The sequence below is a fragment of the Romboutsia hominis genome, assembly GCF_900002575.1.
In the GTDB taxonomy this organism is placed as follows: Bacteria; Bacillota; Clostridia; order Peptostreptococcales; family Peptostreptococcaceae; genus Romboutsia_C; species Romboutsia_C hominis.
In genome coordinates this window covers 1,860,225-1,883,958 of record NZ_LN650648.1, presented here as the reverse complement: position 1 = coordinate 1,883,958, position 23,734 = coordinate 1,860,225, and the positions used below count along the sequence as shown (strand labels likewise).

Below are 23,734 nucleotides of genomic sequence, written 5' to 3'. Positions count from 1 at the left end.
TTTTAAACTTTTTTATATCCTTTGATTGCTATTAAAATAAATAAAATGGGTGGTTTTAAATGAGTAATTTTAAGAAGGTAGTGTTAGTATTAGTAGCTGCTATATTTATAATAGGTGGGGCTGGATTTGGATATGTATATTCTAAATTAAACTCTATATATGTTAAAGATGATGTGGCTAAAAGTACTGATACAAAGGAAGAAGGAAAGATTGTTGATGGTATTACTAATATATTATTAGTAGGTACTGATGGTAAAAATGTAGAAAGAGGCAATAGATCAGATTCTGTAATGCTTGCTACTATAGATAGTAAAACTAAACAAATTAAGATTAGTTCTATAGCTCGTGATACTTATGTAGATATACCAGGTCATGGATATGAAAAGATGACTCATGCTTATGCATATGGTGGTATTGATTTACTTAAAGAAGTGTTTAAGATAAACTTTGATATTGATGTTGATAAATACATAGCTGTTAATTTTGTTTCATTTATGGATATTATGGATGAGTTAGGTGGTGTTGTTGTTGATGTTACACCTAATGATGTTAAGGAAGTTAATAAGTATATAGATGCTTGTTATGATTACTATTATGATAGAAAAGATAAAGTTAAAAAAGAGTATATAACTAAGTCTGGTGTTCAAAGGTTAAATGGTTATCAAGCACTTGCTTTTAGTAGAATTAGATACAACGATGATGCTTTTCATAGAGATAATAGACATAGAGATGTGGCTGAAAGTGTTTATAATGAGTTTTTAAAGGCAGGTCCCAAGGAGTATAAAAGATGTGCTGATATATTACTTGAAAACACTAAGACAAATATAAGTCCTACTGAGATGATGGATTTAGGGTTTACTGCTTTTAAGATAGGCGACACTAATATAGAACAGTTCCAGTTCCCTATGGAAAAGTATAGAAAGGGCCATATCATAAGTAAACAAAAAGGTTGGGTGCTTGAATGGGATAAGGAGCCTAATTTAAGTGCTTGGCATGAGTTTATATTTGGATACAATAATTTCAAGAAGTAGAAATATGTTGAAATATAAAATATTTTAAGATTAAATATTTTGAAATTTTGATTAGTGTGATATAATAATATTTCATACAATATACTACGTTTGAAGTTTTTATTTTAATATTGTTTTTAACATAAAATTATAAAACTGAAAAGTTTTAAAAAAACACCATGCATTTATGCATGGTATTTTTTTGTTCATTTTTAAGTAAAAAATTATTTCAATGAAATACAAATAAGTACAAAAATCGACTAAAGGCTTATGGTATAATTTTTTTGGATTTTTTTTGGAGGAAGGAGGATGTAATATTATTTGAAGTGGTATCATTTTGTAACGGGTTTATACTTGGAAGGATAGAAACCTTACATGATATAGTTGGAATTATAATAATAATTTTATGTATGGGGTTAACTTCAGCAATAGTATATGTAAGTGTAGATAATACACACAATATATAATAAAATAGGGGGAATTTTATGAAATTAACAAATCAAAACACAATATTTTGTACTAAATGTGGTGATAAAAATAATAGTATTAGTTTATATTGTTCTAATTGTGGGAGTGAGTTTATTAGAACAAAAGCAGAATATACACGTGGTAAAAGTGTAAGTATAAATAATATAGCTAAATATAGCGATATATCAGATATTGATATAGATGATATAGAGAAGTTTGTGTTTAAAAATACACATTACTACAATGAGAAATTTAATAAAATAAAAACAACAGGTAGTAAGATAACTTGGAACTGGGCAGCATTTTTCCTAAATATATATTGGATGTTATATAGAAAGATGTACCTTCAAGCAGGCGCTATTTTTTTAGGAAGTATATTAATAGCACAAATACCATACCTGGGAGCTATATTATCTTTTGGATTAAGTATAGCTATAGGAATGTATTCAAATGCATTATATCTAAATCATATACAAAGAAAGCTTACAGAAGTACAGCATTTAGATTATGAAATGAAGGAAAGTATGATAATAAAAAAGGGTGGAACGAATATAGTTATACCATTAATAGCAGTAGGTATATGTATAGTAATAGCATTTATAATAATAATGTTATTTGGAATTGCTTTTAAAAGTATGTTCTATTAGAATATTTTACTACTAATTAGCGTAGTAGTTACAAATTTTTATTTAATTAAATTTAAAATTGAGGGAGTATATATGGGTAATAATCTAACGGAAAAAGAACTGATTGAAAAAATTAATTCAATCTGGATAAAAAACAAGAAGTCTGAAGATGTTATTAACTGTTGTGAGACACTTTTTAATCAAACTAATGATATAAATATTGATATATATATAATATATTTAAATACACTAGTGAACTTAAAAAAATATAGTAAAGCATTTGAAGTAATCGATAACAATAAACAACTAGGAAAAATGAATGAAATTATTTCTTTTAAGATGAAATTATTATTCTTTTTAAATAGATATGAAGAACTTGAAAAGTATATAAGTAATGTAGAGTTAGATGAGGATAATGAAAAATTAGCTCAAAAGATATTATCACAGATAAAACCAAAACAAAAAACTAATAAACCACAAGAAATAAAAGATAAAAGTGTAGTAAATGAAAATACAGTAGATAAAAAAGATAAAGTAATAGAGAAATCTAAGTTAGTTAAGGAACAACCAAGATTTAAAGAGGTAAAGGTAACAAATGAGGTTAAGATAGAAAGAGAACAACCAACGGTTAAAGAATCAAATATAATAAGTGAATATAAAATAGCTAATGAAACACCAAAAGTAGATAGCAAAGAAGTTAAAGATAATAACAAAACAAAAAATAAGTTTAAAATAATATTACCAACTCTTGTAATAGTATTACTTGTAGTTGGAGGCAGTATTTTTATTTTAAATAAAAAAGATAGTGATGTAGTTATAAATACAGTGCTAAATTTAAGTAATCAAGAAGAAATAAAACAATATCAGTCAGGACAAGAAAGCATATCATATGAATTACCAATAGGTAAGGAGTTTGAATTTATATCATCAGCAAATTCGAGCACAGATAAAGAGTTATATGTTACTTATAATGTTAGTGATGAAAATATAGCTACAATAACAGAAGATGGATTCTTTAAAGGGAAAAAAGCTGGAACTGTAGATGTATTAACTTTAAACAAAAATAAAGTTGTAAATACGATAAAAGTAAAAGTTGTAAAAGCACAAGTAATCTTAGAGGATGAAACAACATATGATGTTTTACCAACTGATGAAATAAGAGAAGTTTTAAAGAATTATGAGAAAGATTATATACAAGCAGTAAATGAAGGAAACTATAGTTTAGTAGAAAAGTACTTAGTAAAAGGTGGTCCTTTAGATAAGGAACACAAGACTAATATTAAAAAATTCTATGATGATGGAATAAGAGAAGAACTTAAATCATTTGAGTTTATATCAATAGATGAAATATCAAATGGGGAATATATAGTAAATGTAAATGAAACGATAGCTATAACTAAAAATGGAGAAAAAAAAGTAAAGCAATTTGATTCTTTTTATAATGTAAAATTACAAGATAATGGAGAATATTTAATATATGAAATGCAAATAAATGAAATTAATGAAGAAATAGATAAAAAGTTATCAGTAGAAGAAGCAATAGAATTTTGTACAAATAGATTAAAAGAAATAGATTGGTATAATGATACATATGGGCAAGGTGAATATTATGGAACATCAGAAGAAGAAGGTTCTAGGGGGTACTACTATATAATTTATGAATGTGGAGAGTCTTTTTACGTAAACCCAGAAAAAATGGAAGTATATTATATAGCCCCAGCGGGTGATGGGTTTAGTGCAGCACTATAAAAATTAATTATTAGGGGAGAAGTTTAGTATGAATAATGTTCAAGATAAAATTGACTCAGGTATGTCAAGAATACAAGATAGTATAGATCAAAATAAAAATAAGATTGATGAAAAAATGACTATATCTAAGTATAACAAGATAATAGATGAAGTTGAAAATAAAAGAAGGATTCTTTTAGAAGAAATAGGAATATTAGTATATGAGAAAATAAGACAGGGGGAAATAACCAATTTAGAAATAAGAGAGGCGTGTAAACCTTTAATAGGATTTGATTACACTATATATGATAACAAGAAGAAAATACAAGAAATAAATAATAAAAAGAATGGACTTACATGTGATTGTGGAGCGAGAATATCATTAGAGGATAAATTTTGTGGAGGATGTGGTACTAAAGTAGAGATACCAGATGATAATACAGAGTATATAGAGTGTTCAAGTTGTGAAACGATTGTACCTGAGAATTCTAATTTCTGTCCATGTTGTGGATATAAAATAGAATTTGACTTTAGTACTTTTGAAATATAAGTATAGGATTAAATTTTATAGGAGAGAGTCATGAGAAATTATAAAATAATAGTAATATTAACAGTAATAGTTTTATCTATAAGTGGATGTTCAAAGAAACAAGAAGGTAAAGCTGTTATAAATAATAATAAAACTTCACAACAAACTAAAAAAAATGATAGTGGTGATGCATTAGATGTAATAAAAGAAAAATGCATACTAATTGATGATGAAAGTACTTTGTATCCTATAGTTGTGTATTTTGATGAAAATCAATATGTAGAATATATAAAAGATTCTGAAGGATCATCATATAAAGTGTTAGATGTTAAGTCTGATGATAAAAAGGTAATTTATAAGTTAGAGTCTACTTATTATGATTCTGTAGAATATATTGATATAGTTGTAGAAGTTGTAGATGAAGATACTATAAAATATACTTTTAATGGCAAAGAATCGACAAATCATACTTTAATAAGCAAAACAGAAGCTGCTGTGAAAATTAAAGAATATGAAGAAAAAATAGCAAAAGAATTTACTATAGAAGATAAAAAGAAAGATTTTATAATACCTGATAGTAGTACAAGAGAGCTTAGTAGAGAAGAGTTAAGCAGTTATACTGTAAAAGAACTTTCATATATAAGAAATGAGATATTTGCTAGAAATGGATATGTATTTAATACAGAAGAGTATAAAGAATATTTTAGCCAAAAAGATTGGTACATTCCAAATCCTAATTTTTCTGGAGATATAGAACAATTAAATCCTATTGAAAAAAATAATGTTAACCTTATAAAAGAGTTAGAAGGGAAAAAATAAAGTATGAAAAAAGTAATAATAATATTTTTCATAATGTTATCCACACTAACTTTATATGGATGTAATAAAGGTAATAAGGAAGTTAAAATAGATGATATAGAGGTATCTAAGAAAATTTCTCATGAGGAAAATAGTGTGGAAAATAAGGATGAGGATGAACTAAAAAAAGAAGAACTAGAAGTTAAAAAAGAAATTAAGACTATAGTTATAGACCCAGGTCATTCATCTGAGGGAAATAAAGAAAAAGAGCCTATTGCGCCAAATTCAAGCAAAACAAAAGCAAAGGATGTTTTAGGAGCTACTGGAGTAGTTACAAAGGTACCAGAATATATTACGACAGTGTCTATAGCAAAATTATTAGAGAAAAAGCTAACAGATATGGGATTTAATGTAATATTAACAAAAAATAAAGTTGAAGAATCTCTCAGTAATATAGATAGAGCAAAAATAGGAAATGAAAATAATGCTGACTTAGTAGTTAGGATACATGCAGATGGTGCGGAAAATCAATCTGCAAAAGGTGCTTCTGTTTTAGTACCTCCTAAAAATGAGTATACTAGTGATATTTCAGATATAAGTAAAGAATATGGTCAGCAGATAATTGATGTATATACATCAGAGCTAGGAATCAAAAATAGAGGTATAATATATAGAGATGATATGACTGGGTTTAATTGGTCTGAAGTACCGGTAGTAATATTAGAAATGGGATTTTTATCTAATAAAGAAGAAGATATATTTTTGAGTGATGTAAAAAATCATGAAAAAATTACAGATGCGATAGCTAAGGGAGTATTGTCTTGCTTTTCGCATATATAAGTATACTTATATGACTATGGTTTAAATATACCCCATAGAGTAGACGATAAAAAAGTCTATTTTATGGGGATTTTTTATGTATACTAAATAAATATGTAAAAATATTAATATCCTATATGCTTATATATTCCCAACATGGGAATAGTTATTTAAAAGTAAATTGACACTTAATGTAGCTATATACTACCATTAAATTACAATAATGAAATACAAAGAGAATAAATTCCAAAATAAGAATTAATGGGGGATACTATGAATGGTGTGAGTGTTTTTACTAATAAAGAATTTGGTGATGTTTCTGTTATTAGTGTTGATGGTAAGCCATATTTTGATGGTATTGATGTTTGTAAGATACTTGGCTACAAAAATAAGAACGATGCTATTAATAGACATTGTAAAAAAGACACTATCGTGTTTCACGATAGTGTCTTGGTAACAGGGAAGAAGGTTAATGGGGATAATATAAAAAAGACTATAAAGAGGGCTTTTATCAGTGAAGGAAACTTATACAGGCTTATTATTAAATCTAAAAATAAAGAAGCTGAAAAGTTTGAAAAGTGGGTTATGGATGAGGTATTGCCAACTATTAGAAAAGAAGGCGGGTATTATCATGACCATAGGTTTGTAGAAAAGCTTATACGTATATGCAACTCTCAGCACAGAGATATTGAAAGGTTGATTTGTGATAGAAAGGCTAATGAGCCTTATATAAATATAGGTAAGACTGTATCAAGTAGTGATAATGCTATAAGTATTGGTGGATTTGCTAAGGTACTTAAAAATATTGGTGTTGATATTGGGAGAAATAGGTTGTTTGCTTGGTTTAGAGCTAATGGATATATTATGAAGCAAGGAATGGAAAATCAACCTAAGCAGGTGTATATTGATAGAGGGCTTTTTGTTACTCGTCAGTATAGCATAAATACTAGTGATGGTATAAGGATTAGTGTTACTCCTTATATTACTGGTAAGGGGCAGGTATATTTTATAGATAAAATTAGGGAGGAATTTTGTTATGGTAGGTTTTACAAAAATGTTTAAGAAAGAAGTTAAGTGTGACTTTCCTTTTGGGAGTAAGGAATATGGTGATTTTTTAAGAAATACTTACAAGGATAGTGTGGACGATGTTATAAAGCTTGATGATAGTTTATATGAGTGTATTTTAGAGTATGATATTATTGTTGATGAGATTAAGAGCCTTGAATCTATGAAAAAGTCTATTGAACATAGGATTCAAAGTGAGATGAGAGAGTTTGAGACAGGTTTTTGTAGGGATAGGAAAATTACTTGGAAAAAGGTTGTTAAGTCTAGTTTTGATAGTAAAAGGTTAAAATTAGATAAGCCTGATATTTATAATGATTATTTAAAATCTAGTTGCAGTAGGGTATTTAGGCTTAAGTAAAATAGATTTATATATTATAATTAGGAGTATTTTTATACTCCTAAAAGTCATGTATATTTTTAAGTTTACCTTTATCTAAATATTCATATTTTAGTTTTATTAATTCTTCTGGAAGCCCTAGAGTCTGAGACATACTTTTATATGTTGATGTAGGGTCTTCTACTAAAAGATTTATAATTGTATCGTCTTCTATTAAAAATTCTGCTGCTAGTGTGTTTGCCTCTAGTTCAAAGGGATCACATATAAAGAATGTATCAGTTAATAAATATGATATGTCTATATTCCTATGTAGTTTTGAGTGAGCAAATTCATGTGCTAGTACTATTTCTTGTTCTTTTTCTGGTAGTGCTTTGTTTAGTACTATTGTTTGTTTAGATTTATTTTTATAATACATTCCTTTAAAATAGTTCATTTCTTCTAGGTTATGTACTTCTTGTATTTTTATATTACATATAGATATAACTTCTCTTATATCATTTGTTTCTGTTACTGATTTGTACCTTCTTACTATTTCTTTTATTTTATTTACCTTGTCTATATTCATTTTATCCCCCTGATTTAGATGATTATTTTTTATTTGAGTCCATTACTGATATTCCCACTTTTATTGCTGTTAGTAGCTTGTCTATGTCTTCTTTTGTTACTGGCTTTCCATAAAATGAAAGTCCTTCTCTTGACAATTTCTTCTCTGTATTTTCTAATATTTTTTCTAGTTCTAATTCTTCATCTGTATCATCTTCATGATGAAAGCTTTCAAAATCATCAGATACGCCCATTAGATAGTCAAATGATACATTTAGTGTTTCTGCTATTGTTAGTAGAGTTGATGCTTTTGGCTCTCTTATGTCGTTTTCATATCTTGATAGTGTGCTTTCTTTTATTCCTGTTTTTTGACATAATTCTTTTTGATTCATATCTAATCTTTCTCTTGCTTTTGTTATTCTTTGTCCGATTGATTCCAATTTTATCACTCCCTTTGAGTTAATTATATTATATTGTTTATAAAAAAGTAACAAAAAGTTCCTATTTGGGAACACTTTGTTACATAAATATATAAATTTTATTCTTTATGTTGACTTATATATGTTCTATAAACTATTATTTAATTACAAAATGGGAATTAAATAGATAATAGGGGGATTTATATGGATAGAAAATTACTTAAGGCTATTAGGTTATATAAGGAGTATAGTCAAAATGAGATGGCGGCTGTATTAGGTATTAGTCGTAAGATGTATGGACTTAAGGAAGGTGGAAAAAAAGATTTTACTGTTAGTGATGTTGTAAAGATAAAAAATCATCTAGAACTTAGTTTAGATGATGTTAATAAGATTTTTTTTGCTGAAATAATTGCAAAATAGAAATTGCAAAAATGGAATTAAAGAGGTATATATATGGCTTTGTATAGATATGTTAGGGTAGAATTTTGGAAAAATCCTAAGGTGTTGGAGGAAATGACACCTGAGGATAAATTATTTATGTTGTATTTACTTACTAATCCTAGCACTACTCAGATTGGGATTTATAGGCTTAGTAAAAAGCAAATGGCTTTTGAGCTTGGGTATTCTGTTGAGAGTATTAGTTGTATGATTGATAGGTTTGTTAATGTTTATGGTGCTATTAAGTATAATGAAGATACTCGTGAGATTGGCATTAAAAATTGGGGAAAGTACAATTTTTCTAGGCTTGGGAAACCTATGATTGATTGTATTAAAAAGGAGCTATTAGAAGTTGAAGATAAGAGTATGATTGAGTTTGTTCTTCAAAAAATAAATAGTTTAACTGTTAGAAGTCTTTATGAAAAATATTTAAACACTAGTGAAAATATATGTTTTGACGATACGTCAACGTCACGTACCACCATACGTGGACAAAAAGAAAAACAAAAACAAAAAGAAAAAGAAAATAATAATATAGAAAATGATTTAGCTGGGGGAAGTATTTATGGATATGGTGATAAATCAATTAAAAATGGCAAATATTCCAGAGAGTATAAAGATAAGAATGGAAAGAGTTTTAAAAAGCCAAGTGAAGAAGAACTTGAATTTGCAAGAAGATTATAAGTGTATTAAATGCAGAGATATGACTTTTATATTAGATGGGAATACTGCTACTGCTTGTGAGTGTAGAAAGTTAAGAGAAGCTGAGAGAATACTTGAGATTAGTGGTATTAGTGATGAGTTTAGGAAAAAAATATTTGATAATTTTGATTATAGTGTAAGTAGGGATGTTTTAAATGCTTATGTTAAAGCCAAGACTTATGCTAAGGATTTTGATTATATTAGTGATAGTAGGCATAATTCTATAGTGTTTATGGGAAATAGTGGTAGTGGAAAAACTCATTTATCTTTGGCTATTAGTAATTACTTAATGAATAGTGGTGTTGGTGTTTTGTATATGAGTTACAGAGATAGTATTGTTAATATAAAGCAAAGTATTATGGATAGTGAAAATTATAATAGGGTAATGAATAGATACAAAAATGCTAAGGTTCTACTTATTGATGATTTGTTTAAGGGGCGTATTACTGATAGTGATGTAAATATTATGTTTGAGATTATAAATTATAGATACTTTAATAATAAGCCTATGATTATTAGTACGGAACTTAGCAAGGAAAAGTTAATTGGTATTGATGAGGCTATTGGAAGTAGAATACTAGAGATGTGTAGGGATTATAGTGTTGAGCTTTGTAGAAGAGAGTTAAATTATAGAATTAATGGATAGGTATTTATAATACATAAATGGGGGATGTATATGAAAATATGTGTTAATGTTGGTCATACCTTAAAGGGAGCTGGTAGTGGTGCTATTGGGATTAAAAATGAAAGTATTGAAAATAGAAATGTTGCTAATGAGCTTATAAGTTTACTTAAGGATAGAGGTTATGAAGTGGTTTTATCTAAAGTTGATAATGCATCTTCTAATGTAGCTTATTTAAAAGAGTGTGTTGACATTAGCAATAATAACAAATGTGATTTGTTTATTAGTATTCATTTTAATTCTTTTAATAAAAAAGCTTATGGTGTTGAATGTTTTTATTATAAGAACAATGAAAATGGAAAGAAATTGGCTAATAGTATTTGTGAAAGTATTTCTAGTATTGGTTTTAAAAATAGGGGCGCTAAGGATGGTAGCAATTTATATGTTATTAGAAACACTCTTTGTGATGCAGTGTTAATTGAGTGTTGTTTTATAGATAATGACGATGATATGAAAAAATATGATTATAAGAAGATGGCTAGAGCTATTTGTGATGGTATTATTAAAAAAGATAGTGAGATTTATAGGGTATGTGTTGGTAGTTTTAGGGTAAAAGATAATGCTATTAATTGTTTGAATGAGGCTAAGGACAAGGGATTTGATGACGCTTTTATATACTGTTAATTTAATTTGGAGGTAGTGTATGAAGCTAAGAGATGAAGATGTTTGTGAGAGATTAGAGATTTTACTTGGAATTGTTGGTGAGGATAAGTTTTTAGAGATTTCTAGAATGTATGGTGGCACTAATATTTATATTCCTAAGTATTCTAGTTATCTAAGGCTTATTAGAAATAGAGAGATTTTAAGAAAGTATAATGGGGTTAATATTTTAAATTTGGCTAATGAGTATGGTCTTAGCATTACTCATATTAAGAGGATATTAGAAGGTTAGCCAATGTAGAGTATTTAAAATAATTTATAAGTTTTCTAATATTATATTTTAAGTACCTTTTTTTATTTATATATGATATCCTATAATTATTATTTAATTGTAGGTGAATATTATGAGAAAAAAGATATTTTTAGCTTTAGCTATATTATGGATGGGGACAATTTTTTATATGTCTAATCAACCAGCTAATATATCAACAGTACAATCAGATGGTGTTATAAATATACTTAGTGGAGTACCAGTATTAGGTGATGTTATGGATGTATTAATATCAAATGGTACGGCTTCTTTTGTTGTAAGAAAAAGTGCTCATATGCTTTCATATGGATTACTTTCAGTTCTTTTATTTATGAGTATATATGATAATTATAAATCTATTAATAAGACTAGTATTATATCTTTAATAATAACTTTTTTATATGCCTGTAGTGATGAATTTCATCAAACTTTTATTACAGGTAGAAGTGGTGAGTTTAGAGATGTTTTGGTAGATTCTACAGGAGCCATTATATTTTTATTGATAATTATATTAATTACAAAGTTTATAAATAAGAAAAAGACCATACGCTAGTATGGTCTTTTTAGTAACGGATAAGGTGGTTGGCGAATTACTTCATATTTATTATATTTTTAGACAATTCATTTATACTATCAGTAAGACCTAGTAGTTTTCCTTCAATTCGTATTAGTAGATACATTGACAAAGTGATAGGAAATCCAATATTAGATATTAGTGTTTGTATATCAAAGTCCATAATAAATAATTATTATAATACTAAGTCGTATTCTGTAGTTCCAGTTTCTACGACTTTTGCTTCAACTAAAGATGCTAAATCTTCTCCGCCTGGTTTAAATATGTTTTTAGATAGTATAGTTGTCATTGCAGTTTTTATTTCTTGTTCTGTTAAGTTTTCTCTTGGCTCATCTACTGATATAGATACTTTTTTTCCTGATACTGTCTTAAAAGACATAAGTAATTTTTTAGTTATTTCCATAGTTATCCCCCCATAATTTTATTTTAAGCAAAGCAAATTTTATTCTGATAATGTATTATTATCAATTTTTGCTACTTCTAATAATGTGTGACTTTGAAGTGATGATATTACTGAACCAACAGCATATACATCATCATCTAATGCATCTGGGTCTACATTTGAGTATGATTTACTTTTTATTTTTGTTTTGCCTGTTACATCATCTCTCCCTAGGTCAAATCTTAGTCTTAATGTTGATGGATTTTTAGTTACTGTTACTGCCATTTTTGTTTCCTCCTTGTTTATTTTTTAAGCAATTTCTTTTGCTTATACTTATATATTAGTTAAGATTTTTAACATGTAGGGAACACATAAGTGTAAAAATTATGTTTAAATAGTAATATTTATATAAATATAATAAAATTATTCTCAAAAATTTAATCTAATGGTATACTAGGAATATTGGCAGAAAAAAATTTATAATTATAAGCTTCATGGAGGATTTTATGAGTAATAATTTAGCAAAATCGGCATTTTGGCTTATGGTAGTTACTATGCTATCAAAGATACTAGGATTTACAAGAGATATAGTCCTAATGTATTTTTATGGAACTAGTGCTTATAGTGATGTATATATAACAGCTATGAATATACCTGTTGTGGTGTTTGCTGCTGTTGGGGTAGCACTTTCTACTACATTTATACCACTATATCAAGAAGCACTTGAAAATGGCGGAGAAAAAAGAGCGCAAAATTTTGCAAACAATATATTATGTATAGTTAGTATAATAAGTATAATTTTAAGTATATTTGGTTATATATTTGCCGAGCCTATAGTAAAATTATTTGCTATTAGTTTTAATGGTGAAAAATTAGCACTAACTGTTGAATTTGTAAGAATAATAATAGTAGGTGTTTTATTTATAGGTCTTAGTAATATAATGACAGCTTACTTACAAATACAAGGAAACTTCACTATACCAGGTATGGTACAGCTTCCAAATAATATTATAATAATTATATCTATGATAATAGGTGCAGTTACTGAAAACTTTGATATATTAGCAATAGGGGCACTTATTGGTATGGCTTCACAGTTTTTATTCCAAGTACCTTTTGCTATAAAGCATGGGTATAAATTTAAGCCTATTGTCAATTTTAAAGATAGATATCTTAAAAAGATGATATGGCTAATACTTCCTGTTTTAATAGGGGTTGCAGTTAACCAAGTAAATGCTATGGCAGATAGAAGTTTGGCTTCAAGCTTAGGTGATGGGGTTATAGCAGCTTTAAATAGTGCTAATAAGCTTAATTTCTTTGTTTTAGGATTATTTATAACTACTATAGGTTCTGTTATATATCCTACACTAGCAAAGCTATCTACTACTAATGACCAGAGAAAATTTGCAGAAGCAGTATCAACGAGTGTAAACTGTGTAAGTTTAATAATATTACCTATAACTGTTGGAGCAATAGTACTTGCTACTCCTATAGTTAGAATATTATTTGAAAGAGGAGCTTTTGACGAAAAATCAACTCAAATGACAGCTATTGCTCTTATGTGTTATTCTGTTGGTATGATTGCTTACGGACTTAGAGATATATTAAGTAAGGTATACTATTCATTAAAGGACACTAAAACTCCTATGATAAATGGTATAATAGCAGTTATTGCTAATATATTCTTTGATGTTACTTTAATGCAAGTATTTGGACTTGGTGGACTAGCACTTGCTACTAGTTTCTCTTCTATAATATGTATATTATTATTATTTAGAGGATTAAAGAAAAAGATAAGCTACTATGGACAAGATAGAATATTAAGAACTTTTGTAAAATCTTTAATAGCTTCTGTTGTAATGGGTGTTGCAACATACTTTGTCTACAAATTCGCTAATGGTATATTAGGTAGTGGATTTATACAAGAGGTTATAGCTACAGGTATATCTGTATTAGTAGGTGCTATTGTTTATGGTGTACTTGTTAGTAAATTTAGAGTTAGAGAAGTTAAGATGCTTAAAAAGATGGTTATGAAGAAATTAAATAGAGCATAAAATACATTAAATAAAAAGAGAGCATAAGCTCTCTTTTTTTATTTTTATAATATTTTTTATAAAAAATATATATATTTACAAATTTTGTGATAAATTTATGATAAAATTATTTCAGCGATTATGTAACATATTACTAAATTATATACAAAAAATACAAACACATGGAGGAGTATTTATGAGTTACAAGGAAAAATACAATGAGTGGATAAACAATCCATATTTTGATGAAAAAACTAGACAAGAATTACTAAGCATAAATGATGAAAAAGAAATAGAAGATAGATTTTATACGGATTTAGAGTTTGGTACTGCTGGGCTTAGAGGAGTTATAGCTGCTGGTAGTAACAGAATTAATATATATACAGTAAGAAGAGCTACTTTTGGACTTGCTAATTACATATTAAAAAATGCAAACAGTGAAAAAGACAGAGGTGTTGTTATAGCACATGATAATAGACATATGTCTAGAGAATTTTGTATAGAAACAGCAAATACTCTAGCAGCTTGTGGTATAAAAGCTTATATATTTGATTCTTTAAGAACTACACCAGAATTATCTTTTGCAGTTAGAAATTTAAATGCTATAGCAGGTGTTGTTATAACTGCTAGTCACAATCCACCAGAATATAATGGATACAAAGTATACTGGGAAGATGGAGCACAAGTTATGCCCCATATTGCAAGTGCTATAACTGATGAAATAAACTCTATAGTAGATTATAGTACTATACCAACACTTACTGATGAAAATAAAGATTTAGTTATTAAGCTTGATGAAAAAGAAGATACTGATTTTATAGAAGCTGTAAAAACTCAAGTTATAAGAAAAGATTTAATAGATAAGTTTGGAAAAGACTTTAAAATAGTATACACTCCACTTTGTGGAACAGGAAATGTTCCTATAAGAAGAGCTTTAAAAGAAATTGGATTTGAAAATGTAATAGTAGTTAGTGAAGAAGAAAATCCAGACCCTAATTTTTCTGGTATAGAGTATCCTAATCCAGAAGATAAAAAAGCATTAGTTAGAGGAATTAACTTAGCTAAAGAAGTAGGAGCTGATTTAGTAATAGCTACTGATCCTGATTGTGATAGAGTTGGTGTTGCTGTTAAGACTGTAAGCGGTGATTATCAAATGCTTACAGGAAACCAAATTGGTGGAATGCTTACAAACTACATAATAGAAGGAAGAAAGGAAGCTAATAGACTAGAAGAAAATCCAGTACTTATAAAGACTATAGTTACATCTGAATTTGGTGCAGATATTGCTAAAGATAACAATATAGATGTTTTAAATGTACTTACAGGATTTAAGTTTATAGGAGAGAAGATAAAGTCATTTGAAGAGACTAAGTCTAATTCATACTTATTTGGATATGAAGAAAGCTATGGATATTTAGTAGGGACTCATGCTAGAGACAAGGATGCTGTTGTTACATCACTTTTAATAGCAGAGATGGCAGTTTATTATGCTTCTAAAAATATGAGTTTATACGAAGGATTAATTAAGCTTTATGAAAAGTATGGATACTTTAAAGAAGAAACTAAATCTTTAACTTTAAAAGGTATAGAAGGTATAGCAAAAATTAAGGATATAATGACATACTTTAGAGAAAATGATATAAATGAAATAAACAACTCTAAAGTTATTGATTTTAAAGATTATTTAAAAGGAATAGATAATCTTCCAAGTGCTAATGTAGTTAAGTACTTCTTAGAAGATGGATCTTGGCTTGCTATTAGACCATCTGGTACTGAGCCTAAGTTAAAGTTTTATATAGCTACTAAGGGTAATACTGAAAGTGATGCTATTAAAAATGTCGACGGTATAAGAGCATTTGTAGATATTGTTTTAGAAAAATTAGTTTAATATATATGTTTTTAAGGATATATTTTTATATATCCTTTTTTTATTAGTTTACAATATTATAATTAAGGTATAAAATTAATTGGATAAAAAATTTAATCTAAAATCATTTATATATAAAATAAAAATCGGGAGGTGAAAATTTGATAGTAAATAGAAGAGAGCTAAAATATCCAATTAGTGAAGTGGATTATTATAAGGTAGACAATTTGTTTAAAGATGTCCTTAAAGAAGATAAAAATAATAATTGTTTTGGATATAAAATAAGAAGTCTTTATTTTGATAGCATAGACAATTGTGATTATTATTCTAAGATTAATGGAGAAGAAGTTAGAAAAAAGATTAGACTTAGAATATATGACACTAAAACAGAGAAAGTCAAGCTTGAAATAAAAAGAAAAATGAATATAAACCAAAGAAAAGAGACTGTTACAATAAGTAGAGAGGATGCCATTAGACTTATTAATAAAGATTATAGTGTTTTATTAAAATATAATAATGAAACTGCAAAATCAGCATACAACATTATGACAATAGGGCAATATAGACCAGTAGTTTTAGTTGATTATAATAGAAAAGCATATATACATGAAGAAAATAATATAAGAGTTACATTAGATAGTGATATAAGAAGTAATGAATTTGATTTTGATATGTTTAATGATGATATTATTATGAATCCTATAGTCAACTATTATAATGCACTACTTGAAGTTAAATTTGATGGAGAATTATTTTGTTGGATATCACAGGCTTTATCTAATTTATATACTACAAATCAGTCTTTAAGTAAGTATTGTAGTTCTAGAAAGTTTTATGAAAATTATATATTTTAAGTAATAAGGGAGAGAAATATGAAAGAAACATTATATAAATACTTAACAGCACCTAGCGGAAATATAAATCTATTCAGTGCTATTGAAATGATGAGTATGGCATTTATACTTTCAATGGTTATATTTTGGACATATAAAATAACATTTAGTGGAGTAATGTATAATAGAAAGTTTAATGTATCACTTGTAATGCTGACACTAGTTACTACTATGGTAATGATAGTAATTGGTAGTGATATAGCATTATCACTTGGTATGGTTGGGGCATTATCTATAGTTCGTTTTAGAACAGCTATAAAAGATCCAAGAGATACAGGATATATATTTTGGTGTATAGCTATAGGCCTTAGTGTAGGAAGTCAAAACTATATGATAGCTATAGTTGGGTCGTTATTTTTATTTATAGTACTTTCTATGTTTAGCTTTAGTGGAATTGGCAAAGAAGAAAGATACATTCTTATTATAAGAGGTGAAAGAGAAAGAGAAGAAGAAATAATGAGATGTGTATTTGACTCATTTAAAGGAAGTCAGTTAAGGGCTAAAAACTCTGTAGGAAATAATATAGAGATAATTTATCAAATAAAGTTTAAAAATAGTAATGACAAAAATATATTAGACAATTTATACAAGATAGAAGGTGTTAGTGCAGTTAATTTAGTTGCTCAAAATGGAGAAACAATAGGATAGGTGATATGAATGAAAAAAGATATATTTAAAGCATTTATGGCACTTAGTTTTATTTTTATATCACTAATTGGAGCATCATATTTAAAAGAAGCTAAAGAAGTAGCAAGTTATAAATACAAAGAGAATAGATCAAAAGAATATGAAAAAATATATCAAAATACTTATGGGGATTATGGTTTTAACCTTCCTTTAATAGTAATAGATACTAATGGAAAATCCATATCTAATAAAGAAAAGACAGTTTCAAATATTCAAGTTTACAATTCAGATAAAGAAAATAATTATTTAAATGATAATCCAAGTTTAGAAAGTAGTGCAATGATTAATATAAGAGGAAATACAACAAAATATTTTCCTAAAAAGCAGTATAGTCTAAAGCTTGTAAACAAAAAAGGAAATGAAAAAGATAAAAAAATGCTAGGTATGGATAAGGATTCAGATTGGGTATTAAATGGTCCTTTTGCTGATAAGTCTCTTATGAGAAATTATATAGCATATACTGTAGGTAGTAATATTATGGAGTATGCACCTGATGTGAGGTTTTGTGAAGTTTTTGTTATAGATGATGGAAGTAGTACTATACAAAAAAAGCACTACAAGGGAGTGTATTTATTAATAGAAAAGATAAAACGAGGAGAAGACAGGGTTGATATAGTTAAAACTCATGATAATACCGATGAAACTAGTTTTATAATAAGTAGGGACAGAAATAAAGAAGATAATATTGTAATTGGAAATTATGGATATGAAACTCATTTATATGACTATGCGTTAAATATTGAATATCCTAAAAAAGATTTAACACCAGGCAAATATAATTATATCAACAAATATATTAGTGAGTTTGAAAGAATACTATATTCAGATAAATTTAATGACCCTAAAAATGGATATAGAAAGTATATAGATGTAGATTCTTTTGTAGACTTTTATATTATTAATGAGTTCTTCTTAAATACTGATGCAGGTATATTTAGTACATATATGTATAAGGATTATAATGAAAAAATGAAAGCAGGTCCTATATGGGATTTTAATAGATCACTTGGAAATAACGAAGTAAATAAAGATAGTAGAGCTTTTGAGTATGAAGGATTTTTTATGTTGCAAAGGTATTGGTTTGATAGACTTATGGAGGATAGAGCATTTGCTAATAAAGTTGTAAGTAGATATAAAGAATTAAGAAAAAACTATCTTAGTGATGAATATCTTATAAATCTTATAGATAAAACTAAGAATTACCTAGGTACTTCAGTAAAACGGAACTTTGATAAATGGTCATTTGAACTAAGTAATCAATCTGATGTTTTTGGAATGTATTGGAATATAATACAAAAATATGGTAATGGAGAAGATGCATTTAATAAATTCTTAGGTAATAATAAAGATTTGTTAGAAGACACTACAGGAAAAGCAAATTCTTATGAAGAAGAAATAAATTTAATGAAAAATTTTATAAAAAATAGAGGCAAGTGGATGGATGAAAACATAGATAGCTTATCTAAATGGGCGAGTTAGTAGGAGATTGATATGAAGAAATTTTTACTTATTTGTATAATAGCATTTGTACTTATATATAATCTTATAAGTTCAATAGCTACTAATCAATTAGTAGGACAAAATGATACATATTTCACTAAAGTTAAAGAAAAGGAAATATATATAGCAAAGAATGGAAAATGGGAAAAACTAGATATAGTAGGAGTTAATTTAAACTCAGCTAAACCAGGAACATTTCCAAGTGATAATTTAGTATCAGAAGATGATTATTTAAGATGGATAAGTAATATCTACAATATGGGAGCAAATTGCATAAAAGTATCTAATCTTATGAGTCATAATTTTTATAATGCACTTGATAAATTCAATAAAAATAGAGAAAGTCCAATATATTTAATGCAAGGAATATACTTTGATGAAAAATATTTAAAGGATGGAGAAAATCCACAAAGTAGTAACTTAAACGATGGATTTATAACAAATATAAAGCTTATAGTAGATTCAGTACATGGTAATCCATACAACTATAATAAGCCAGATATAGTACAGTTTTACAATACTGATGTTTCAGATTATGTTATAGGATATACGCTAGGCATAGAGTTTGCAAAGCATGACATAATATATAATGAAATTATGAATGAGAAAGAAAAGTATAATGGCAAATATTTATATACAAATGATAAAGCATCATCTTTTGAATCTTATATGGCTAGTATGGGAGATTATTTATTAGACTATGAACTAGAAAGTTATAAAAAGCAAAGTCTTATAAGTTATATAGGTTCATCTTCATATAATATAGTCAGCGGTCAAAAAAATCCTGTAAAAAATACTTTTATAGAAAAAGATGATAGAATAAAAAATCAAAATTATTATTTTAACCCTGAAAATATAAAATCTAAAAGCAAATTAAAAACAGGATTATTTGCAACTTATAATATATATCCGTCTTACAACGAAGTAAAAGAATATGTAGATAAGATGGATTATTATTTTAAAAAGTTAAATAATAATCATAAAATACCAGTTGTTATAGGGGAATATGGGATACCATCATCTAGAACTGGTGGAGATTTTAATATGAACTCTGATAAAATTAAATATATAGATGAAAAAGAACAAGGAAATGCTTTAGTATCCTTATATAGGGCTATAAAAAGTTCAGGATGTGCAGGAAGCTTTTTATTTGAATTTCAAGATAGTTGGAGTAGGTCTTCAGCAAATACAGCAGATAGTAAAATATTAGACCGATCAGCTTATTGGAGTGATGCACAAACTTATAGCCAAAGTTTTGGTCTTATGGCATTTGACCCAGGAAGTGGTAAAAGTGTAAGTTATGTAGATGATAGTATAGATGAGTGGAGTGAAAAAGACATTGTAAGCAAAAATAAAGATATGAGTTTATATGCTAAAAGTGATGAAAAGTATTTATATCTTATGGCAAAATTATCAAAAGATATAGACTTATCAAAAGATGATATTTATATAGACTTAGATACAACTCCTAAATCAGGTGTTAAAAAAAGCTCACAGTTTATGCTGAATTTTGAAGATAATGTTGATTTTATAATACATATAAATGATATAGATAATAGTGCTATTTATGTACATGAATATTATAATAGATTTAATTTTTATCTTAATAAAAAAGATAATCAAAAAAGACCAGATCTTATAAATCACAAAAAAGATATGGATGTCTTTTCACCAATCTATATAGAGGTAAGGCCTAAAATGTATAACACATCAAATGGTGAAGAAGAAGCTATAATACATGAAACAGGTAAATTAGTTTATGGAAATAGTAATCCAAATAGCTTAGATTATAACTCAGCTTCTGACTTTTATGTTGGCAAGGATTATGTAGAAATAAGAATACCTTGGGGGATTATTAATTTTATGGATCCATCAACTAGACAAATACAAGATGATTTTTATGAGGTATACAAGATTAAACCAATAAAAATAAAAGACATTAAAATAGGTATGACTTTAAATAGTGAATATAAAAAAGTTAGACTAAAAAGTGAAAGCTTTAAACTAGATACTTGGTTAATGCCAAATTATCATGAAAGATTAAAAGAATCTTATTATATATTGCAAAAAGAATTAACAAAAATCTCTAATTAAATGGGGGAGATATGAAAAATATAACAATAATATATATAGTGTTAGCCTTTTTTACATATATAATTTCTTGTTCAGTTATTTATATGATAGTAAATGATATGTATAACAAAAGGCACAAAAGGAAAGTTCAAGACTTAGATAACACTTTTAAAAAAGAAATATTAAAACAGCTTGAAGATATAAAAAATAAAAAAATATAACAAAATAAATATTGAGTATGTAAGAAATAAAATTAAAAAGAGAAGATACAAAGACTCCTTTCATAATGCCTTATTTGAATTTAATAAAGACTACAATAATCATAAATACACAAAGATTTACACAAAAAACTTTGAGGATATTATAATAAATGAAATAAAGGCATGTAAGAGAAAGGATGATATTATAAAATCTTATTATGTTATGTTGCTTGGTGAATATAAATTATCTAATATAGAGATAAAAGACTTTTTATATAATTGTCTAAATACAAATTCAACTCAATTAAGAACATTAGCTCTAAAGAGTGTATCTAAAATAGGAAACTTAGATTATTTAATAAATTTTATAAGGTATATATCAGATAATGGAAAATATGTAAATAATAAAATGTTTATAGATATAATTAATATGTTTTGTGGAAACAAAAATCTACTAAATAAAAATTTAATTAAAATGTTTAATGAGCTTAACTATGAAGTTCAAAAGGTTATAATAGAGCACTTTAAAAACAATAAGATAGATTATGTAAAATTAGATTTACTTAACATGCTAAAAAGCGAAAATACTCATAAAGAAGTTAAGATAAGTATAATAAAATATTTTGCAGTAGTTAAATACAAAGAAGCGAAGCAAATTATAATAGATATAATAAATAGTAAAGATTGGGAGTATAGAACTGTGTGTGCAAGCACTCTTGGAAATTATAATAGCGAAGAAAGTATAGAGATACTACTTAAAACAATAACCGATAAAAATTGGTATGTAAGGTACAACTCAGCCATGTCTCTTCTTGGATTTGACAAAGACTATATAGAAGAAAGAATAATAAAACAAGAAGACAAATATTCAAGAGATATACTTTTTTATGCTATGTTTGTAAAAGATAAAATATCTTATGAAAAATATTTAGAAGAGATAGGAGATGTTGTGTACTCATGTTAGAGATAATTATTGGATATATTAACATTTTCTTTATGTATTATATATTTATATATGCTGTTGTATTTTTTATATCCACAGTATACTCTGTATTACAGCTTAATGAGAGTAAAAGAAAAAGAGGATTTTCAGAAGCTTTAGCAATAGATAATAAGGAAAATTATATTCCTATATCTATATTAGTACCAGCATACAATGAAGAGAAAACAGTCAATGATTGTATAGAATCTCTACTTAGTTTGGACTACAAAGAATTTGAAATAATAGTAATAGATGATGGTTCAAATGATGATACTTCTAAGGTAATTATAGACAAATTTAAACTAAAAAGAGTAGCAAGGCCAATAAGAAGATTAGTAAAATGTAAAAAAGAAGAGTTTGTATATGAAAGATTTATAAACAATATAAAATTAACGTTAGTTAGAAAAGAAAATGGTGGGAAGGCAGATGCTCTCAATATGGGAATTAATGTATCTAGATATCCACTATTTGTATCATTAGATGCAGACTCTATACTTCAATATGATTCATTAACTAATATAGTAGCACCATTTATGGAAGATGATACTACTATAGCAGTAGGCGGAAATATAAAGGTTGCAAATCAAGTTGTTTTAGAAAATGGTAGAGTAAAAAAAATATTGCCACCAAAAAAGTTACTAGTAATATTTCAGACTATAGAATATTATCGTGTATTTTTGACAACTAGAGTTTGGTTTAATAGTTTTAATGGCAATCTTATAATATCTGGTGCGTTTGGGCTTTTTAAGAAAAGTTGTGCTATAAATGTTGGAGGATATGACACTAATACAATTGGTGAAGATATGGACCTTGTTGTTAAACTTCATTCTTTTTATAGAAAAAATAAGATAAAATATAACATAAAATATGCTTATGATGCTATTTGCTGGTCACAAGTACCAGAAACATTTAAAGACCTGAAAGGACAAAGAAGAAGATGGCACATAGGGCTTATGACAAGTTTATTTAACCATAAGTATATATTTCTAAATCCAAAATATGGGTTTGTAGGTATATTTTCTTTTATGTACTTTGTAGTATATGAGCTATTTTCTTGTGTAATAGATATATTTGGATTATTAATAATAATAGTTTCATATTTTGCAGGATATTTAAATATAAAGTTTTTAGCAACATTTTTACTAGTATATATATTATATAGTGTTATAATATCTGTAACATCTGTAATGCTTGAAAATTATGTATTTAGACATATACCAAGTATAACTACACTATTAAAATTAATACTATTTTCAATAGTTGAGAGCTTTGGGTATAGGCAATTATGTTCTTTTTATAGGTTAACTGGATTTATAGGATATAAAAAATATAAAAATAAATGGAACAAAATAACTAGGATTAAGCAAAATAGAATTAAATATGAAAAAGAAACATCAAAAGAGTAAGGATTTGCAATTTATTTTGCAAATTCTTTTTTTTTTGCAAATGAATGTAAAAAACAATTTAAA

The 23,734-nt window shown here is 26.9% G+C and carries 29 protein-coding genes; 24 read left to right on the top strand and 5 right to left on the bottom strand.

Annotated features, from left to right (window positions below; translation table 11 throughout):
• The first annotated feature begins 59 nt into the window (after positions 1-59).
• The 9 genes from FRIFI_RS09120 (at position 60) to FRIFI_RS09080 (ending at position 7,401) form a co-directional block, all read left to right on the top strand.
• Positions 60-1,031: an LCP family protein gene (locus FRIFI_RS09120; protein ID WP_166505681.1), complete on the top strand. Its 972-nt coding sequence runs from the start codon at positions 60-62 to the stop codon at positions 1,029-1,031.
• A gap of 263 nt (positions 1,032-1,294) precedes the next feature.
• Positions 1,295-1,477, top strand: a complete 183-nt coding sequence (locus FRIFI_RS09115; RefSeq protein ID WP_166505680.1) for a hypothetical protein — start codon at positions 1,295-1,297, stop codon at positions 1,475-1,477.
• Between the two features lie 18 nt (positions 1,478-1,495).
• Positions 1,496-2,125: a DUF2628 domain-containing protein gene (locus FRIFI_RS09110; RefSeq protein WP_166505679.1), complete on the top strand. Its 630-nt coding sequence runs from the start codon at positions 1,496-1,498 to the stop codon at positions 2,123-2,125.
• A 72-nt stretch (positions 2,126-2,197) separates the two neighbouring features.
• A complete protein-coding gene (locus FRIFI_RS09105) occupies positions 2,198-3,853 on the top strand; it encodes a TcaA NTF2-like domain-containing protein (RefSeq protein WP_166505678.1) in 1,656 nt (551 codons plus the stop codon).
• Positions 3,854-3,881: 28 nt separating this feature from the next.
• The gene (locus FRIFI_RS09100) at positions 3,882-4,382 is read left to right on the top strand and encodes a zinc ribbon domain-containing protein (RefSeq protein WP_166505677.1); all 501 of its coding nucleotides are present in this window, start codon (positions 3,882-3,884) and stop codon (positions 4,380-4,382) included.
• A 30-nt stretch (positions 4,383-4,412) separates the two neighbouring features.
• Positions 4,413-5,180, top strand: coding sequence for a YARHG domain-containing protein (locus FRIFI_RS09095; protein WP_166505676.1), 768 nt, complete (start codon positions 4,413-4,415; stop codon positions 5,178-5,180).
• Between the two features lie 3 nt (positions 5,181-5,183).
• Positions 5,184-5,999, top strand: coding sequence for an N-acetylmuramoyl-L-alanine amidase (locus FRIFI_RS09090; RefSeq protein WP_166505675.1), 816 nt, complete (start codon positions 5,184-5,186; stop codon positions 5,997-5,999).
• Positions 6,000-6,251: 252 nt separating this feature from the next.
• Positions 6,252-7,040 (top strand): phage antirepressor, encoded by a 789-nt coding sequence (locus FRIFI_RS09085; protein ID WP_166505674.1) that lies wholly within the window; start codon positions 6,252-6,254, stop codon positions 7,038-7,040.
• Positions 7,015-7,401 (top strand): hypothetical protein, encoded by a 387-nt coding sequence (locus FRIFI_RS09080; RefSeq protein WP_166505673.1) that lies wholly within the window; start codon positions 7,015-7,017, stop codon positions 7,399-7,401. Before FRIFI_RS09085 ends, FRIFI_RS09080 begins: the two co-directional genes overlap by 26 nt.
• 40 nt (positions 7,402-7,441) lie before the next feature.
• Here FRIFI_RS09080 and FRIFI_RS09075 read toward each other — a convergent pair whose 3' ends face one another.
• A complete protein-coding gene (locus FRIFI_RS09075; protein ID WP_166505672.1) occupies positions 7,442-7,945 on the bottom strand; it encodes an ImmA/IrrE family metallo-endopeptidase in 504 nt (167 codons plus the stop codon).
• A 22-nt stretch (positions 7,946-7,967) separates the two neighbouring features.
• Complete coding sequence (locus FRIFI_RS09070) at positions 7,968-8,363, bottom strand: helix-turn-helix domain-containing protein (protein WP_166505671.1); 396 nt, start codon at positions 8,361-8,363, stop codon at positions 7,968-7,970.
• 183 nt (positions 8,364-8,546) lie between these two features.
• Between FRIFI_RS09070 and FRIFI_RS09065 the strand changes: the two genes are divergently transcribed.
• The 6 genes from FRIFI_RS09065 to FRIFI_RS09040 all read left to right on the top strand — a co-directional run bounded on the left by FRIFI_RS09065 (position 8,547) and on the right by FRIFI_RS09040 (position 11,627).
• Entirely contained in the window at positions 8,547-8,762 is a 216-nt protein-coding gene (locus tag FRIFI_RS09065; protein WP_166505670.1) for a helix-turn-helix transcriptional regulator, read from the top strand.
• A gap of 33 nt (positions 8,763-8,795) precedes the next feature.
• Entirely contained in the window at positions 8,796-9,464 is a 669-nt protein-coding gene (locus tag FRIFI_RS09060; RefSeq protein WP_166505669.1) for a hypothetical protein, read from the top strand.
• Positions 9,346-10,128 carry an ATP-binding protein gene (locus FRIFI_RS09055; protein ID WP_242977242.1) on the top strand — a complete coding sequence of 261 codons (783 nt, stop codon included), beginning with the start codon at positions 9,346-9,348 and terminating at the stop codon, positions 10,126-10,128. Before FRIFI_RS09060 ends, FRIFI_RS09055 begins: the two co-directional genes overlap by 119 nt.
• A gap of 30 nt (positions 10,129-10,158) precedes the next feature.
• A complete protein-coding gene (locus FRIFI_RS09050; RefSeq protein ID WP_166505668.1) occupies positions 10,159-10,788 on the top strand; it encodes an N-acetylmuramoyl-L-alanine amidase in 630 nt (209 codons plus the stop codon).
• Between the two features lie 19 nt (positions 10,789-10,807).
• On the top strand, positions 10,808-11,056 hold the full coding sequence (locus FRIFI_RS09045) for a Mor transcription activator family protein (RefSeq protein WP_166505667.1): 249 nt from the start codon (positions 10,808-10,810) through the stop codon (positions 11,054-11,056).
• Positions 11,057-11,168: 112 nt separating this feature from the next.
• A complete protein-coding gene (locus FRIFI_RS09040; protein WP_166505666.1) occupies positions 11,169-11,627 on the top strand; it encodes a VanZ family protein in 459 nt (152 codons plus the stop codon).
• A 37-nt stretch (positions 11,628-11,664) separates the two neighbouring features.
• Here the strand turns inward: FRIFI_RS09040 and FRIFI_RS15475 are convergent, their stop codons facing one another.
• Genes FRIFI_RS15475 through FRIFI_RS09025 form a run of 3 tightly spaced genes read right to left on the bottom strand, consistent with a single transcriptional unit; the run spans position 11,665 to position 12,315 of the window.
• Positions 11,665-11,811, bottom strand: a complete 147-nt coding sequence (locus tag FRIFI_RS15475) for a YvrJ family protein (protein WP_166505665.1) — start codon at positions 11,809-11,811, stop codon at positions 11,665-11,667.
• A 12-nt stretch (positions 11,812-11,823) separates the two neighbouring features.
• Positions 11,824-12,051 carry a DUF2922 domain-containing protein gene (locus tag FRIFI_RS09030; protein WP_166505664.1) on the bottom strand — a complete coding sequence of 76 codons (228 nt, stop codon included), beginning with the start codon at positions 12,049-12,051 and terminating at the stop codon, positions 11,824-11,826.
• A 39-nt stretch (positions 12,052-12,090) separates the two neighbouring features.
• Positions 12,091-12,315, bottom strand: coding sequence for a DUF1659 domain-containing protein (locus FRIFI_RS09025; protein ID WP_166505663.1), 225 nt, complete (start codon positions 12,313-12,315; stop codon positions 12,091-12,093).
• A gap of 221 nt (positions 12,316-12,536) precedes the next feature.
• Between FRIFI_RS09025 and murJ the strand changes: the two genes are divergently transcribed.
• From murJ to FRIFI_RS08980, 9 genes are all read left to right on the top strand, one after another.
• On the top strand, positions 12,537-14,084 hold the full coding sequence (murJ, locus tag FRIFI_RS09020; RefSeq protein WP_166505662.1) for a murein biosynthesis integral membrane protein MurJ: 1,548 nt from the start codon (positions 12,537-12,539) through the stop codon (positions 14,082-14,084).
• A 175-nt stretch (positions 14,085-14,259) separates the two neighbouring features.
• Entirely contained in the window at positions 14,260-15,951 is a 1,692-nt protein-coding gene (locus tag FRIFI_RS09015; protein ID WP_166505661.1) for a phospho-sugar mutase, read from the top strand.
• 140 nt (positions 15,952-16,091) lie between these two features.
• Positions 16,092-16,784 (top strand): polyphosphate polymerase domain-containing protein, encoded by a 693-nt coding sequence (locus tag FRIFI_RS09010; protein ID WP_092925086.1) that lies wholly within the window; start codon positions 16,092-16,094, stop codon positions 16,782-16,784.
• Between the two features lie 18 nt (positions 16,785-16,802).
• Positions 16,803-17,471 carry a DUF4956 domain-containing protein gene (locus FRIFI_RS09005; RefSeq protein WP_092925088.1) on the top strand — a complete coding sequence of 223 codons (669 nt, stop codon included), beginning with the start codon at positions 16,803-16,805 and terminating at the stop codon, positions 17,469-17,471.
• 9 nt (positions 17,472-17,480) lie between these two features.
• Positions 17,481-18,989, top strand: coding sequence for a CotH kinase family protein (locus tag FRIFI_RS09000; RefSeq protein ID WP_242871308.1), 1,509 nt, complete (start codon positions 17,481-17,483; stop codon positions 18,987-18,989).
• A 12-nt stretch (positions 18,990-19,001) separates the two neighbouring features.
• Positions 19,002-21,104: a hypothetical protein gene (locus FRIFI_RS08995; protein WP_092925090.1), complete on the top strand. Its 2,103-nt coding sequence runs from the start codon at positions 19,002-19,004 to the stop codon at positions 21,102-21,104.
• A gap of 11 nt (positions 21,105-21,115) precedes the next feature.
• A complete protein-coding gene (locus FRIFI_RS08990) occupies positions 21,116-21,304 on the top strand; it encodes a hypothetical protein (protein WP_166505660.1) in 189 nt (62 codons plus the stop codon).
• 202 nt (positions 21,305-21,506) lie between these two features.
• Positions 21,507-22,247 (top strand): HEAT repeat domain-containing protein, encoded by a 741-nt coding sequence (locus tag FRIFI_RS08985; protein ID WP_166505659.1) that lies wholly within the window; start codon positions 21,507-21,509, stop codon positions 22,245-22,247.
• 32 nt (positions 22,248-22,279) lie between these two features.
• Positions 22,280-23,671, top strand: a complete 1,392-nt coding sequence (locus FRIFI_RS08980; protein ID WP_242871309.1) for a glycosyltransferase family 2 protein — start codon at positions 22,280-22,282, stop codon at positions 23,669-23,671.
• Positions 23,672-23,734 lie beyond the last annotated feature (63 nt).